Origin of the sequence: Ensifer sp. SSB1 (assembly GCF_016652895.1) — a bacterium.
In the GTDB taxonomy this organism is placed as follows: domain Bacteria; phylum Pseudomonadota; class Alphaproteobacteria; order Rhizobiales; family Rhizobiaceae; genus Ensifer.
In genome coordinates, this window is sequence record NZ_JAEPRP010000172.1 from 1 (window position 1) to 15,863 (window position 15,863).

At 60.9% G+C, this 15,863-nt stretch carries 12 protein-coding genes and 1 pseudogene; 6 read left to right on the forward strand and 7 right to left on the reverse strand.

Features of this window, described 5'->3' with window-relative positions:
• Both I8N66_RS30135 and I8N66_RS30140 read right to left on the reverse strand, forming a co-directional pair.
• Positions 1–150, reverse strand: a pseudogene (locus I8N66_RS30135) (alpha/beta hydrolase); the annotation flags it as partial.
• Between the two features lie 151 nt (positions 151–301).
• Positions 302–1,231, reverse strand: coding sequence for a VOC family protein (locus I8N66_RS30140; protein ID WP_291161952.1), 930 nt, complete (start codon positions 1,229–1,231; stop codon positions 302–304).
• Positions 1,232–1,470: 239 nt separating this feature from the next.
• Between I8N66_RS30140 and I8N66_RS30145 the strand changes: the two genes are divergently transcribed.
• Entirely contained in the window at positions 1,471–3,297 is a 1,827-nt protein-coding gene (locus tag I8N66_RS30145; RefSeq protein ID WP_291161955.1) for a sensor histidine kinase, read from the forward strand.
• Positions 3,294–4,652: a sigma-54 dependent transcriptional regulator gene (locus tag I8N66_RS30150; protein ID WP_291161958.1), complete on the forward strand. Its 1,359-nt coding sequence runs from the start codon at positions 3,294–3,296 to the stop codon at positions 4,650–4,652. Before I8N66_RS30145 ends, I8N66_RS30150 begins: the two co-directional genes overlap by 4 nt.
• A gap of 85 nt (positions 4,653–4,737) precedes the next feature.
• Here the strand turns inward: I8N66_RS30150 and I8N66_RS30155 are convergent, their stop codons facing one another.
• From I8N66_RS30155 to I8N66_RS30170, 4 genes are read right to left on the reverse strand one after another with little or no spacing between them, the layout of a single operon-like run.
• Positions 4,738–6,339 carry an ABC transporter ATP-binding protein gene (locus I8N66_RS30155; RefSeq protein WP_291161961.1) on the reverse strand — a complete coding sequence of 534 codons (1,602 nt, stop codon included), beginning with the start codon at positions 6,337–6,339 and terminating at the stop codon, positions 4,738–4,740.
• Between the two features lies 1 nt (position 6,340).
• Positions 6,341–7,471: an ABC transporter permease subunit gene (locus I8N66_RS30160; RefSeq protein ID WP_291161964.1), complete on the reverse strand. Its 1,131-nt coding sequence runs from the start codon at positions 7,469–7,471 to the stop codon at positions 6,341–6,343.
• Positions 7,464–8,387 (reverse strand): oligopeptide ABC transporter permease OppB, encoded by a 924-nt coding sequence (oppB, locus tag I8N66_RS30165; protein WP_113535131.1) that lies wholly within the window; start codon positions 8,385–8,387, stop codon positions 7,464–7,466. Before oppB ends, I8N66_RS30160 begins: the two co-directional genes overlap by 8 nt.
• A 53-nt stretch (positions 8,388–8,440) precedes the next feature.
• On the reverse strand, positions 8,441–10,039 hold the full coding sequence (locus I8N66_RS30170; protein ID WP_291161968.1) for a peptide ABC transporter substrate-binding protein: 1,599 nt from the start codon (positions 10,037–10,039) through the stop codon (positions 8,441–8,443).
• Positions 10,040–10,808: 769 nt separating this feature from the next.
• Between I8N66_RS30170 and fba the strand changes: the two genes are divergently transcribed.
• The 4 genes from fba (at position 10,809) to I8N66_RS30190 (ending at position 15,508) form a co-directional block, all read left to right on the forward strand.
• On the forward strand, positions 10,809–11,852 hold the full coding sequence (gene fba / locus I8N66_RS30175; protein ID WP_113535133.1) for a class II fructose-bisphosphate aldolase: 1,044 nt from the start codon (positions 10,809–10,811) through the stop codon (positions 11,850–11,852).
• Positions 11,853–12,402: 550 nt separating this feature from the next.
• Positions 12,403–13,668 (forward strand): DUF2092 domain-containing protein, encoded by a 1,266-nt coding sequence (locus I8N66_RS30180; protein ID WP_291161975.1) that lies wholly within the window; start codon positions 12,403–12,405, stop codon positions 13,666–13,668.
• Positions 13,665–13,877: a hypothetical protein gene (locus tag I8N66_RS30185; RefSeq protein WP_291161978.1), complete on the forward strand. Its 213-nt coding sequence runs from the start codon at positions 13,665–13,667 to the stop codon at positions 13,875–13,877. Before I8N66_RS30180 ends, I8N66_RS30185 begins: the two co-directional genes overlap by 4 nt.
• Positions 13,878–14,230: 353 nt before the next feature.
• Complete coding sequence (locus tag I8N66_RS30190) at positions 14,231–15,508, forward strand: DUF2254 domain-containing protein (RefSeq protein WP_291161981.1); 1,278 nt, start codon at positions 14,231–14,233, stop codon at positions 15,506–15,508.
• A gap of 26 nt (positions 15,509–15,534) precedes the next feature.
• Here the strand turns inward: I8N66_RS30190 and I8N66_RS30195 are convergent.
• On the reverse strand, positions 15,535–15,863 hold a 329-nt coding region (locus tag I8N66_RS30195), incomplete at its 5' end, for a cupin domain-containing protein (protein ID WP_291161984.1).

A 15,863-nucleotide genomic window follows, 5' to 3' on the forward strand; every position in this document is an offset into this window, starting at 1 on the left:
GCGCGGCGAGACGATCGTCGCATCAGGAAGAAGCTCGGACGCAAAGGTGATGAACTGGTTTTCATCTCCGCCCGTTCCGTGAAAGACGAAGAAGATCGGCTGACCGGGCTTGCCGGCCTTCAGTTTGTGGACGTAACCGTAATCGACCATTTTTGTCTCCTGGAGCAGTTCCAGAGCCTCAGCCCGAAACTGCCTGATTTCAAAGTGTTGGATTCGCCGCTTCGATGAAACTGTGAAGCGATCTTCATCGGATCTGGTGCCAAAGGCTCGCCGGTACGGCGAGCCTTCTCTGTATCGACGACTAGTCGATCTTCTGCAGGTGGCTTTCCAGGATCGGACGCAGGTGCTTGTGCTGCTGCGGCAGCTTCAGCGCCTCGCCGAGGTGCGCGAGATCCTCGTCCCGGTCGAAGCCCGGCTCGTTGGTGGCGATCTCGAACAGCACACCACCCGGCGTGCGAAAGTAGATCGCCCAGAAGTAATCGCGGTCGATCACCGGGGTCACCTGATAGCCAGTGTCCATCAGCGCCTTGCGCACTTCGAGCTGCTTTTCGCGGTTTTCGACGGCGAAGGCGATATGGTGCACCGAACCGGCGCCCTGCGAAGCGCGGCCGATATTCGGCATCGTCTCCAGGTCGATGACGCGTGCATCGTTGCCACCAGGCACGATCAGACGCGTGACGCCATCCTTGCGGTCAAGCTCCTCGTAGCCCATGAACTTCAAGAGTTCGGCCGTAGCACCTTCATCGCGAAGACGAAGTGCCGCGGAGTGAAACCCGCGGATCGCATGATCCGCCGAAATGCCGCCTTCCGTCCAGGGTGCGCGCTGATCATCCTTGACCTCGACGAGCGCAAAGCCGTCACCATCAGGGCCGGCAAAGTTCAGGCGCTTCTCGCCGAAGGTTTCTTCGTCCTTGAGGCCGGAGACACCCGAAGCCGTCAGGCGATCCCGCCAGTAGCCGAGCGAACCTTTGGGCACGGAGAAGACGGTGGTCCCGACTTCGCCGGTACCGGCGCGGCCACGCGGCATGTTCGGGAACGGGAAATAGGTCATGACCGTACCGGGCGTGCCGGCTTCGTCGCCGTAATAGAGGTGGTAGACGTCAGGCGAATCGAAGTTGACCGTCTTCTTGACCCGGCGCAGACCGAGCGACTTGGTGAAGAACAGGTTATTTTCGCGCGCATCGTCGGCCATCGAAGTGACGTGATGCAGACCCTTGATCTGATTGAGCATTGCCGTGATCCTTTCGCTCCGGCGCCACCGGGGCGCTCCGTTGGGTGATAGATGCGCTCTTCCGGCCCACAGCGAAAGCCGGCCAAGGCCAAACGCATTGTCAACACTACATTGACAGCGCTACAGGCTCGTCAACAATCGAGAGGCCGATTGCCCCGCGCTTGTGACCCGTTGCGCCGATGCATAAGATCGCCTCGCGGCATGCCGTCGCAGGCACGCGAGGAGGCGCGCGGACATCTGTGAAACATCGCTTGGCCCTTGGATTCCTGCTGTTGCCGCTGCTTGCGACCATACTGGCCTGGAAAGGCTACGCGGTCACGACCGACAGCTATTTGCGCGAGGCAAGCGCCCAGGCGACCACGGCGCTTCGCCTGGCCGTCACCGCGCTCGACGGCCATCTCAATCGCTACCAGGCGCTGCCGGCGTTGATTGCCGATCATGACGATGTCCGCGAGCTCGTCACCCGCCCGCGGGACCGGCGACTGCGGGAGGCCGTCGACAGCTACCTCAAGGACATCAACGGCTTGTTGCAGTCCTCGGACATCTACGTGATCACGCCGGATGGCAACACCATCGCCGCCAGCAACTATGACGGGCCGACGAGCTTCGTTGGGCAGAATTTCAGCTACCGACCCTATTTCCAGGAAGCGCTTCGCGGGCAGCAATCGCGATTTTATGCGCTCGGGACCACATCGTTGAAGCGCGGCTATTTTTTCGGCTCCCCGATCCGGGTCGGAAACGAGATCCGCGGCGTCATGGTGTTCAAGGTCGATGTCGAGCGCATCGAGGCCTCCTGGCAGGGTGGCGAGTACAAGATTTTCGTCTCCGACCCGGAAGGCATCATCTTCATGTCCGGAGATCCGGAGTGGCGCTATGCGTCGATCCTGCCGCTGACATCGGACCGGCTGGCACGCACCGAGGCCTCCAGACGCTACGCCGACGCCACCGTGCACGCCCTTCCCGTCTTGGAGAGCGTCTCTTCCGACCGTCATTTCCTCACCGTCTCGGCCGGAAACTCCAGCCGCGAATACCTGATGCTTTCGCAGCGGATGCCCGATGCGGACTGGACCGTGAATGTGCTGGTCGATACGGCCTCGGTGCGAACACAGGCGCTGACAACGGTCATCGCAGCACTGCTTCTGCTCTGCCTTGCAGCTCTCGGCGTCGCCATCATTCTTCAGCGGCGGGCACGGCTCAACGAGCGCCTGTCGATGCAGGAGGAAGCACAGGCCGAGCTGGAACGCCGCGTCGACGAACGCACTGCCGACCTTGCGCGCGTCAACGCCCAGATCGAAGAAGAGATCGCCGAACGGCGACTGACGGAGAAGCAACTGCGCCGTACGCAGGCCGACCTGATCCAGGCCGGAAAACTGGCAGGGCTCGGGCAGATGTCCGCCGCCCTCTCGCACGAATTCAACCAGCCGCTTGCCGCCGCAAAGACCTATGCCGACAGCGCCGCATTGCTGATCGAGCGCGGTCGATCCGACGAGGCAACTGACAACATCCGCCGGATCTCCGGCCTCGTCGATCGCATGGCAGCGATCAGCAAGCACCTGCGCAACTTCGCCCGCAAACCGAACGAGAAGCTCGGGCCGGTTCCGGTCGAAGAGGTGGTGCGCGATACGATGGAGATCGTATCGGTTCGGCTGAAGGCTGCGTCAGCAACCATCGACATTGATCTCGGCGATCAGCCGCTCGTCGTTCGCGCCGGATCGGTGCGCCTGCAGCAGGTGCTCGTCAACGTCATCTCGAACGCCGCAGATGCCGTCGAGGGACTTGAAGACCGGACCATTCGCCTACGAGCTAGACAGGATGGCGGCAAGGTGTTGCTAACCGTCAGCGACCGGGGACCAGGCGTCCCGCCGGCGATTGCCGAACGCATCTTCGATCCGTTCTTTTCGACCAAGGGCGTCGGCAAGGGGCTGGGCCTCGGCCTTTCGATTTCCTATAACATTATCAAGGATTTCGGCGGCAGCCTTGTTGCCACCAATCTTGCGGAGGGTGGCGCCGAGTTCCGCATCGAACTTACCGCCGAAGATAGCAATGCCCGGGAGGCTGCCGAATGATCGAGAGCCGGATCCTGCTCGTCGATGACGAAGAGGATGTACGCCATTCGAGTGCGCAAGCGCTGGGACTTGCGGGCTTTCGAGTCGAGACATTTGCGGCAGCCGAACACGCACTGGAATTCATCAGCTTCAGTTTTTCCGGCGTAGTCATCAGCGACATCCGCATGCCCGGCATGGACGGCATGACGCTTCTGCAGCGCATCCGCGAGATCGATGCCGAAGTGCCTGTCATCCTCGTCACCGGTCATGGCGATGTGCAGCTTGCCGTGCGCGCGATGCGCGAAGGCGCCTATGATTTCGTCGAGAAGCCCTTTGCGACACAGATGCTCGCCGGCACGATCCGCCGGGCCCTCGACTGGCGCGCGCTCGTCCTGGAAAACCGCCGTTTGAAGGCCGTGGCCGGCAAACGCGACGATATCGAGCAGCGGCTCCCCGGTCGCAGCCAGGTGATGGTCGATCTGCGCTATCGCATTCGCGCGATCGGTGCCGCCGACGCCGACACGCTGATCATCGGCGACACCGGCGTTGGCAAGGAGGTGCTGGCCCGCACGCTGCACGACCTCAGTGCGCGCGCCAATAGCCCCTTCATTGCGATCAACTGTGCGGCCCTGCCGGAAAACCTGATCGAGAGCGAGCTTTTTGGCCACGAGCCCGGCGCCTTTCCCGGTGCCATCCGCCCGCGCTATGGCAAGTTCGAGCATGGTCGCGGTGGTACCATCCTGCTCGACGAAATCGGTTCGATGCCGTTTGACCTTCAAGCTAAGTTCCTGCGCGTCCTCCAGGAACGCGTCATCACCCGGCTCGGATCGAACGAAGTCGTGCCGCTCGACGTGCGCTTCATCGCGACCAGCAAAGTCGACCTCGAAAAGGAGGTGGCCGCGGGGCGCTTCCGCGCCGATCTGCTCTATCGACTCAATGTCGCGACGCTTCGTGTTCCCTCGCTTGCACAACGCCGCACCGATATCCCGCTGCTCTTTCTGCAATTGGTCAGGGAATCCGCCGCGCGCTACGGCCGGGACGAAGTCGAGGTCTCACAAGCCATGCTGGCGGAAATCGCGGAGCGTGACTGGCCGGGCAACGTACGCGAACTGCGCAATGCCGCCGAACGGCTGGTGCTTGGGCTTGATGCCTCGCCGCACGATGCAGCCAGGGAAGATAACGGCCGGCTTGCCGACAAGGTGGCAGCCTATGAAAAAGGCCTGATCGCCAGCGCCATCGCGGCCCACGGCGGCGCCCTGAAACCGGTTTACGAGTCGCTCGGCATCTCGCGCAAGACGCTCTACGAAAAGATGCAGAAATTCGGGCTCGACAAGAAGCTCGTCGCCGCGGACTTTCCCGCAGACGGCGATCTCTGACCGGAGCCGGCACGCGAACCCGCAGAGCAGAAACGAATACAGGGACGCGATCGCTCGCGTCCCTGTCAACGATGTGTCCAAAGTCTCAGACGTTGAAGGCAGCGCCGATCAGCGTCTTGGTATAGGGCTGTTTCGGCGCCTCGAAGATCGCGTCAGTTTCGCCTTCTTCGACGATCTTGCCGTTCTTCATGACGATCACATAGTCCGACATTGCCTTCACCACCGAAAGATCGTGGCTGATGAAGATGTAGGAGAGCCCATGTGAGCGCTGCAGATCGCGCAGGAGTTCGATCACCTGCCCCTGCACCGAGCGGTCGAGCGCCGAGGTCGGTTCGTCGAGAATGACGACCTTCGGCTTCAGGATCATCGCGCGGGCAATCGCGATACGCTGCCGCTGGCCGCCCGAAAACTCGTGCGGATAGCGATTGCGCGACGCCGGATCGAGCCCCACTTCCTTCAGCGCTTCCGACGCCCGGCGGTCCCGATCGGCACGGGTGAGCTCGGGCTCGTGCACATGCAGACCTTCGGTGATGATTTCACCGACGGTTCGGCGTGGCGAAAGCGAGCCGTAGGGATCCTGGAAGACGAGCTGCAGGGTCCGACGCAGCGGCCGCATCTGGCCACGGTCGAAGCCGGAAATATCCGTCGTGCCGAAGCGATAGTATCCGCTACTCGGCAATAGCCGCAGAAGCGCGCGGCCGAGCGTCGACTTGCCGGACCCGGATTCTCCGACGACGCCGATCGTCTGGCCTTCCTGTAGGCGCAGATTGACGCTGTCGACCGCACGGAACACAGACTTGCCGCCGCGGAAGAGACCGCCGCCGATCTGGTAATCGACGCAAACATCGCGACCTTCGAGAATGATCGGCGCGCTGTCGGGCGGCGAAGCCTTGCGACCACTGGGCTCGGCGGCGAGCAGCATCTTCGTATAATCGGCCTGCGGCCGCTCGAAGATATCTGCCGTCGTGCCCCGCTCCACCACTACGCCGCGGCGCATGACCGCAACCCGAACGGCGAAGTGCTTGACGAAGCCGAGGTCGTGCGTGATCAGAACGATCGCCATGCCGAAGCGCTGCTGCAGCGACTTCAGGAGATCGAGGATCTGCGCCTGGATCGTCACGTCGAGTGCCGTCGTCGGTTCGTCAGCGATTAGCAGATCAGGCTCGTTGGCGAGTGCCATGGCGATCATCACGCGCTGGCGCTGGCCACCCGAAAGCTCGTGCGGGTAGCTGTCGATGCGACGTCCCGGCTCGGGGATGCCGACAAGTTCGAGCAGTTCGAGCACGCGTGCCCGCGCCTGCTTGAACGAGCCACCGCGGTGGTGAACGATCGGCTCGGCGATCTGGCGTCCGATCGGATAGAGCGGATCGAGCGAGGTCATCGGCTCCTGGAAGATCATGGTGACCTTCGCGCCGCGGACCTGGTTCAAGGCCTTCGGCGGCAGGCCAACAAGCTCCTGCCCGCGGTAGGTTGCCGAGCCCGTGACCTCACCGTTCTTGGCGAGCAGGCCCATGATGCCCATCATCGTCTGGCTCTTGCCGGAGCCGGATTCGCCGACGACTGCGAGCGTTTCGCCTGAGCGTACGTCGAGATCGATGCCCTTGACCGCTTCTACGGTGCCGTCAGGCGTCGAGAAGTTCACCTTGAGGCCGCGAACGGCCAGGATGGTTTCCTTGGTATCTGCCATGTCAGCGATCCTTCGGGTCGAGCGCGTCGCGCAGGCCGTCGCCGACGAAGTTCAGCGAAAACAGCGTCAGGACGAAGAAGATGGCCGGGAAGATCAAAAGCCACGGCGCCGACTGGATATTGTTTGCGCCTTCCGAGATCAGCGCGCCCCAGCTCGTCAGCGGCGCCTGAACGCCAAGACCGAGGAAGGAGAGGAAGCTCTCGAGCAGGATCACCTTGGGCACGACGACGGTCACGAAAACGATGACCGGTCCGATCGTGTTGGGAATGATGTGCCGGCGGATGATTTGCCAGTCGGTAAGACCGAGCGCCTGCGCGGCGCCGACGAATTCGCGGCGTTTGAGCGCAAGTGTCTGGCCACGCACGATACGGGCCATGTCGAGCCATTCCACCGCACCGATCACCAGGAAGATCAGGATGAACGAGCGGCCGAAGAACACGACGAGCACGACGACGAGGAAGACGAAGGGCAGAGAGTAGAGGATCTCCACCAGACGCATCATGACGTTGTCGACGCGGCCGCCGATATAGCCCGAAGTCGCGCCATAAACGACGCCGATGCCGAGCGACACGAGACTGGCGAGCAGGCCGACAGCGATCGAGATCTGGCCGCCGAGCATGACGCGGACCAAGAGGTCGCGGCCGTTGGAGTCGGTGCCGAAGGGGAAATACTCCCGGTCGACCTGACCGGTGACCTTCAGCGTCTTCCCGTCGTCTTCCGTTGCCACCACCTGGGTGTCACGAAACTCATTGGCGCGATCGAAATAGCGCGTGGCGCGTGCGTCGATCGGCTGTTCGGAGGTGATCGTCGCGGTAAAGGTCTCGCCCTCGACGGCGAACTCCTTCAGCGTGACGCGCGCTCGCGTGGCAACGCCTTCCATAACGTCCTGAAGCGTCGACGTATCGGGCCGCGGATCGAGGCTCGGGCTGATCGAGACGTAGGACGGAAACACCTGGTCATAGGTGTGCGGAACGAAGAGCGGTCCGAGGAACGAAAACAGCGCGATCAGCGCCAGCATGAAGCAGCCGGCCATTGCGGCGCGGTTGCGCCGGAAGCGCATGGCGGCGAGTTGGAAGAGGCTTCGCCCCTTCGTTTCCGGTGTCACCACCGGGGTCTGGGCGATATCAGTCATGGCGAACCCTCGGATCGAGCAGGCCGTAGAGAATGTCGACCAGGAGATTGAAAACGATGACGAAGATGGCGACGAGGATAACCGTGCCCATCACCAGCGTGTAATCGCGGTTGATCGCGCCGAGGACGAAGTAGCGACCGACGCCAGGAATGGTGAAGATCGTCTCGACGACGGCCGAGCCGGTCAGAAGGGCCGCAGCGCAAGGCGCGAGATAGGAGACGACCGGCAGCATCGCGCCACGCATGGCGTGGGTGACGACAACCGTGCGTGACGGCAGACCGTAGGCCTTGGCCGTTCGGATATGGTCGGTATGCAAGGCCTCGATCATCGAGCCGCGCGTCAGGCGCGCAAACACCGCAAGCTGAGGCAGCGCCAGCGCGATCATCGGCAGGATCAGGAAGCGCAGCGATCCGTCGCCCCAGCCGCCTGCCGGCAGCCATGCGAGCACGATCGCAAAGACCAGCGTCAACACCGGGCCGACGACGAAGTTGGGCACGGTGACGCCCATGGTCGAGACCGACATGATCGCGAAATCGAGAATGCTGTTCTGCCTGAGCGCGGCGATCGTACCGGCGGTCACGCCGCCGATCAGAGCAAGCAGCAGCGCGTAGAAGCCGAGCTCCATCGAATAGGGCAGACCCTTGCCGATCAGCTCGGCAACGTTGTTGTCCTTATAGACATAGCTCGGGCCGAAGTCGCCGGTCACCGCATTGCTGAGATAGTGCGTGTATTGGCGCCAAAGGGGCTGGTCGAGCTGATACGTCTTCATCAGGTTCGCCATCGTTTGTGGCGGAAGAGGACGCTCGAGGTTGAAGGGGCCACCGGGGGCGAACCGCATCAGAAAAAAGGATATGGTGACGACGATAAACAACGTCGGCACCGCACTCGCCAATCGGCGAAGGATGAAGGAAATCATGGACGTGCTCCGGAAACGACGCGCGGCGAGAGGCCGCGCGTCGTCTCAGTTCGTTATTCGGCGATGCTCAGGAACTTGCTCAGGTGCTCGTTCGGAGCATTGTCCGCCCAGCCCTTGACGCGGCTGGCAACGAGCCACAGGTCGGCCTGGGTCAGAAGCGGAGCGATCGGCTGTTCCTTCATCAGCAGCGCTTCGGCTTCGTGCAGCAGCTTGGAGCGAGCTGCCGGATCCTGCTCGTCGTAGGACTTCTTCATCAGGCTATCGAATTCAGCGTTTTCGAAATGGCCGTAGTTGAAGGTCTTGTTGGAACCGACGCTGAGTGCCAGGAAGTTCTCGGCGTCCGCATAGTCAGCCTGCCAGCCGGCGCGGGCAACGTTGAACTTGCCGCCTTCCTGCAGGTAGGCGTAGTGCGAGGACACGTCGAGGTTCACCAGCGACACCTTGGCGCCGAAGGTGTTCTTCCACATGTCGGCGACAGCCGTCGCCACGCGCTCGTGGTTCGGGTTGGTGTTGTAGCGCAGCTCGATATTGAGCGGCTTGCCACCTTCGCCGTAGCCAGCTTCCTTCATCAGGGCGATGGCCTTGTCTTCGCGGTCAAGCTGCGACAGCGTGCCGAAGTCAGCCTTGGACGGCTCGCCGTAGCTTTCGATGCCCGGAGGAACCATCGAATAGGCGGGGAGCTGCGAACCGGCATAGATCTCCTTGGCAAGGAAGTCGCGGTCGACAGCCATCGAAAGGGCCTGACGAACGCGAACGTCGCTATAGGGCTCCTGGCGGGTGTCGAATGCGTAGTAGTAGGTCGCAAGCGACGGCGACACGTGGACCTGTTCGTTGTAGGACGTGCGCAGGCGGTCGATCTGGTCGGCCGAGAAGTTATAGACGAGGTCCATTTCCTTGGCTTCGAAGCGGCGAACCGAAGCCGCCTGGTCGTCGATCGGGTAGAAGATGACCTTGTCGAGCTTGACGTTGGCCGCATCCCAGTAGTTGGCGTTCTTGACGACGGTCAGGCTGTCGTTCGGGACGTGGGCCTGGAGCGTGAACGCGCCGTTCGAAACCATGACGCCCGGCTTGACGAAGTCTGCGCCGTTCTTTTCGACGCTTGCCTTGCTGACCGGAAGCGCGGTCTGGTGCGCGAGCAGTTCCAGGAAGAACGGGGTCGGACGCTCAAGCGTAATTTCGACCGTCTTTTCATCGATCGCCTTCACGCCAAGCTGGTCGGTTGGCACTTCGCCCTTGTTGACCTTTTCGGCGTTCTTGATCGGGAAGAGGATGTTGGCGTAGCCGGCCGCGGTCTTCGGATCTTCAACGCGGCGGAAGGAGAAGACGAAATCTTCGGCGGTTACCGGCGAACCATCCGACCATTTTGCATCGGCGCGCAGCTTGAAGGTATAGACCGTACCGTCGTCCGAAAGCTCCCACGTCTCAGCGACACCCGGGACGATCTTTGCAGAGGCGTCATAGATCGTCAGGCCTTCGTAGAGATCCTTGAGGATGAACGCTTCGATGTTGATCGAGGTGTGGTGCTGGTCAAGCGTCTGCGGCTCACCTGCGTTGCCACGATGCAGGACAGCTTCGGCGAGTGCCGGGCTTGCTCCGATGAGCAGCGAGCCGATCAGCGCGGCAGCGCGCAGGTTGAGTTTGAGTGAAGCCATTTTGTTTCTCTCCTTCCCCTTGTTTTGGGTTTGTGATCGCAGGAGAGAAGTGCAAATCCTCTTCAAACGCAAGGCGGATTCTGCGGCTGTCTGCATCTTTATCTATAGGACAGAATTCCTTCTATCCCATAGGTTGTATTTCGTTTGCGATTCTTTTCGTCGCCTTTGCGACGGACATATGACGGAAGCAGGGCAATTTCGGGAAATCTCCTGCAACGTTTTAGGTCGGCAAATTTTGTCGCCAAAACACGCCTGAAGCCAGCCGCGAATCATCGCCTATGCAAAGTTTGTGAATTTTGCCGGCAGTTTACGTAATGTGCGCAAAGAATGGCGCCGTTCGCCGCAATCTTCTTGCGACCCACACACTTCCTGTCGACAAATCGTTTCTATCTCATACTCGACCGACCCGGTGTGCAATGCAAAATAAACACGCCCAGATTGCGCTGGCTGCTCTTGCCCCACTCCCCTCGGAGGCACCACCAGAAAGTGAAACCAGTTCACTCCAGGGGTGTTGCATCCAGTCCACAGTAAAATCGATTGAAGCGAGTTTCGACCTCTGGCAACCTGCCTTTTGCCCGGTTGTCAAACCACTTCGATGAACTATTGTGCGCCTGACTTCGGTGGGCGCGACCAATTCGCGCGCGCCGTCACGCCGCACGGATATTCCGGCCATCGCCTGCCTGCGATGATGTTCATGCGGCGCCTCGTGCCGGATTGTTTTTGTGGTGCACCGAAGATGGCTGCGCCGAACACCAAGGGAGAATAGCGAATGGCATTGATCACATTGCGGCAACTGCTCGACCATGCGGCGGAGAACGATTACGCACTGCCGGCGTTCAATGTGAACAATCTCGAATACATTCAGGCCGTCATGCGCGCCGCCGATGCCACCGATTCCCCGGTGATCCTTCAGGCAAGCCGCGGGGCCCGTTCCTATGCGGGCGATGCGTTCCTGCGCCACCTGATCCTGGGTGCGGCAGAGGAATACCCGCATATCCCCGTCTGTCTGCACCTCGACCATGGCGATCAGCCGTCGACCTGCATCTCGGCCATCACCAACGGCTTCACCTCCGTCATGATGGATGGCTCGCTGGAGAAGGACGGTAAGACCGTTGCCAGCTATGACTACAATGTCGCCGTCACTGCAGAAGTGGTGAAGATCGCGCATGCGGCCGGCGTTTCGGTCGAAGGCGAACTCGGCTGCCTCGGCAACCTCGAGACCGGCGCCGGCGACAAGGAAGACGGCCACGGCTTCGAAGGCAAGCTGTCGCGCGAAGAGCTTCTGACCGACCCGGACCAGGCGCTCGATTTCGTCACCAAGACCGGCGTTGACGCGCTCGCTGTTGCGATCGGCACCAGCCACGGCGCCTACAAGTTCACCCGCGAGCCCGATGGCGACATCCTGTCGATCGAAACGATCGCCAAGATCAACAAGAAGCTGCCGAACACCCACCTCGTCATGCACGGCTCGTCGTCCGTGCCGAAGGATCTGCAGGACCTCTTCAACACCTATGGCGGTAAGATGAAGCCGACCTGGGGCGTTCCGGTCTCGGAAATCCAGAAGGCGATCCCGCTCGGCGTGCGCAAGGTCAACATCGACACGGACCTGCGCCTTGCCATGACCGGCACGATCCGCAAGAACTTCGCCGAGAACCCGGAAAACTTCGACCCGCGCACCTACCTGAAGCCGGCGACTGCGCTGATGACCGAGGTCTGCAAGGAGCGTTTCGAAGCCTTCCGCACCGCCGGCAAGGCATCGAAGATCCGCACCCTGCGCCTGCCGGAAATGGCAAAGCGCTACGCCGCTGCCTGATCCATAAATCCGCCAGCCCTCTTCGGCGACAGCAGACAAGGGCAACTGGATAATGAGACACAGATCGGCGCGCGCTCCGGAAACGGGGCGCGCGCCGATCTTTTTGCTGCGGTTTTTCTGAGATCGGCTGAAGGCCGAAACCGCAAGCCGTGCGGCCGGACACCTCGGGTCAATCGGCAACAAACGTCGCGGACAGTCGTTGGACAAGCTTAAGCGCTACTACTCATGCCTGTAGCTGCGCTGGCTTTTCCCTAATCAGATAGGATGAATTGCGCGCCAATCCGGCAGATGTACCATGCACGGCTGTGGTTGCTTCGGAGGCGTGACAACCACACTGCATATCGAGCCTCTGCCCTAGCAGAGGCCCGTCTTCTAGCGGCCACTGCCCGGTCGGTGATGGCGGACCGACAGTTGCATCTGGGACCTGAGAACTGATCCCTTGACTCGCGTGGGCCGACCCAAACGGCCAGCGAGACCCAAGAATTCCACGCCATTAGCGTTGCAAGTGCATTGTAATTTAATTCTCAGCAACTTGAGAAGGATCGTTGCGATGTCGAGTGCGCCAGCCAACCTGCCTGACTTCGGGAAACCCCTCAGCGTCCGCAGGATAATCAGAGAAGACACATCGATCAGGAGACGCCTCGTCCGAGGAGCGCTGGCACTCCTTATCCTTTCCGCCGCGCCATGTGCGTCCTTGTCCTCGGCCAAGGACGCGGGCGGCGCGAATATGCAGCACAGCCAGGAAGCCTTGGAGCAGGCACTACAGACAAGAGAACAGTACGATATGCCTGGCCTTCGCTTCGCCATAGCAAAGTCCACCTTGCGGGCAGGAGCAGAACAGCTTCTTGATGACGTTGCGGCCGTGCTCAAGAAGTTCCCCGACTGGAGCTTGAGAATTATCGTCCACACCGATGCGAGCGGCAATGCGGAAACCAACCAACGCCTTTCGCAAGAACGTGCCGACATGATCAAGGCGGCGCTGGTCAAAAGAGGAATTTCCGCTGACAAGCTGATGGCCGACGGTGCCGGTCAGACTATGCCAGTTGCCAGCAACAAGACGGCTGAAGGTCGAGCTCTCAACCGTCGGGTCGAATTCATGAGGGTCACTGACTCATCGGAAGCCAAAAAGCTGCTCAAATCCATGTCGGATTATCTGGCCGCTCAGAAGGCCCTGTCGTTCAGCTATGACTCCACCCTTCAGGTCGTCACCACCACGGACCAGAAGCTTGGGCTATCGAGTTCCGGCACCGTGAACCTCAGCCGGCCAGACCGGGTGCATACGACCCGTTCCGGCGGGTTTGTCGATACCGAGACCCTGTTCGACGGGAAAACGCTCACGCTACTTGGAAAGAACGTCAACAAGTACACCCAGGTGGAAATGCATGGGACGGTCGATCAGCTGATAGACGAGTTGAAGGACAAGCACGGCCTGCCATTGCCGGCTGCAGATTTACTGATGACCAATTCCTATGAGGAGTTGATGAAGGGGGTCTATGACTCCAAGGACATCGGAAGCGGCTTCGTCAACGGCAAGGAGTGCGATTCACTGGCCTTCCGCAAGAACGACGTGGACTTCCAGATCTGGGTCGCACATGGCGACCAACCGTACCCCTGCCGGTTGGTCATCACGTCCAGCAAGGTCAAGGGCGGGCCGGAATACAGCCTCCAGATCAGGGACTGGAAATCCGGCGACGGTGTGCCTGCGGATGATTTCGCCTTCAAGAACACGACAAATGCCGAAAAGGCCGACGTGAAGGATCTCAAGCAGAATTTGAGCGAAATGCCGGATAACTTCGTTGTGGGAGATAAGAAATGAGCTTCTGCAAACGCACTGGAATCATATGGCTCGTTTTGGCCGCTGCGCTCTTCATCGGCGACCTCACGGGCGAAGCGCTAAGCATAGCGATGCCCAGCTTCGTCTCACCCGCCATCGCCAGGGTCGGTCGACCGTTGACCCCGGTGAGCGTGGCTGGCGTTGCCCGCCGCACGACGCGGCGTTGCGCGGCTGGTGTCTACGATTGCTAGGCAACGGCAATTCCGATCCTCCGGTGATCCGAGACCAGTTCCTGTTCATCGTACGGGGACTGGCACACTTTGGTTCGGTCAATGCGGGCCGCTGCTGGATCATATCGCACCGAACCAATTGGCCTCGCTTCCCATTGGGTTGTTTGAGTTCGATGATTTCTTGATATTAGTGTACTCTAACATACAGAATTGCACTGTCTAACCCTCGAACGCGACTTCTCGCGCAGGCGCAATGAACCCAGCATTCGGTCGGAAAGGTTCTGATCGCTTTCGCCCGCGAACAGTCGCGCCAGCGAGGTGACGACGGAGAGTCGCGCGCAGTCTGAGCGAGGGCCAGAAGGGGCAGAGAACAGATGAGCTGGAATAGGTTGTATCGGCTCAAGAACTACATGCGATCCTCGCTCTGGATCATCCCACTGTTCGCGCTCGTCGTAGAGCAGATTCTCTTCCGAATGGTGATGGCGTCCGAACAGTGGACACAATGGGTTCCGCCGTGGCCCTTGAGCGTCGAAGGGACCGTCGCGGCGATGCAGGCGATCATCAGTCTTGCGCTGTCGTTTGTCGTCTTTACGTTCGGATCCCTGCTTGTCGCTATACAGATCGCGAGCGGGCAGCTTACACCTCGCATCATCGCGCTCACCCTCCTGCGCGACAACGTCATTCGCTTCACCGTCGGCCTGTTCATCTTCACGCTGCTTTTTGCAATCGGCGTCATAAGTCGTGTGAACGCGTCAGCGCCGCCCTCGATCGTTTGGATCTCGGGCGTCCTCGGCGTCCTGTCGTTGGCCGCCTTCCTCTACTTCATCGATTACTCGGCCCGCCTGCTGCGCCCCGTCAGCATCATCCATCGCGTTGCCGAGCAAGGCTTCACAATGATCGAGGCCGTCTATCCCGACGCCCTGCGGGAGACGAGCGAAGAGCATCGGCCGAATGGCTCCCTTGGTCCGCCCGACCGAGTGGTAACCCATGCCGGCACGTCGGACATTATTCTAGCCGTAGACATGAAGTTCCTGGCGAGCCGCGCAACAAGAACCGACGGCGTCATCGAGCTTGCGGCCCGTATTGGCGACTTCATTTCCTATGGGCAGCCGCTGTTTCGCCTCTACGGCGGCGCCAAGACAATCTCGTCCAGAGAGCTCCGTAGCAGCATCGCCTTCGGGCGCGAACGGACGGTGGAACAGGATCCGACCTTCGCCTTCAGGGTGATCGTCGACATCGCGACCAAGGCGCTTTCCAAGGCGATCAATGACCCGACGACGGCTGTGTTGGCGATTGACCAACTGCACCGCCTGCTGCGCAGCGTTGGTGGCCGCGATTTGCACAATGAGTGCATCTGCGACCCACAGGGACACGTGCGCCTAATACTGCGAACACCCGATTGCGAGGACTTTCTGCAATTGACCTGTCGCGAAATCAGGATCTATGGCGCCGAAAACCTCCAGATCGCGCGGCGGCTTCGGGCAATGATCGACAATCTCGAAGAAGTCTTGCCCGACAGCCGAAAATCGGTGCTGCGGATCGAGCGCGACCTGCTCGATCGAATGATCGACAAGGTCTACTTGCTTCCCGAAGACGCTGCGCTTGCCCGCATCGCCGACACGCAAGGCCTCGGCGGGGCTGTGGACGCGTGACAACCACGCACCAAGCCCGATGCCGGCTAGAATGTCGGCGGCGTGTTGACCCAGAGCAGCACGGTTTCACCGTCGTGGCGGTTCGTCCAGGCATGGCGCCGCTTGCTCTCGAAGTAGAGCGAGTCGCCGATGCCGAGATCATAGAACTGGTCGCTGTCGAGGATGAACTCGACGCGACCCGAGAGAACATAGACGAATTCCTCGCCCTCATGCCGGTAGGCGCCCTCGCTGGAAGCGCCGGGCTCGAGCACGAAGCGGTGGCAGTCCATCTGGTTGCGGCCGTCGGCCAGCAACTGCACGGTGACGCCGGGCGTCGTGCGCGGCCATGTGCGCCATTCGCCGGCCCGTACCACCG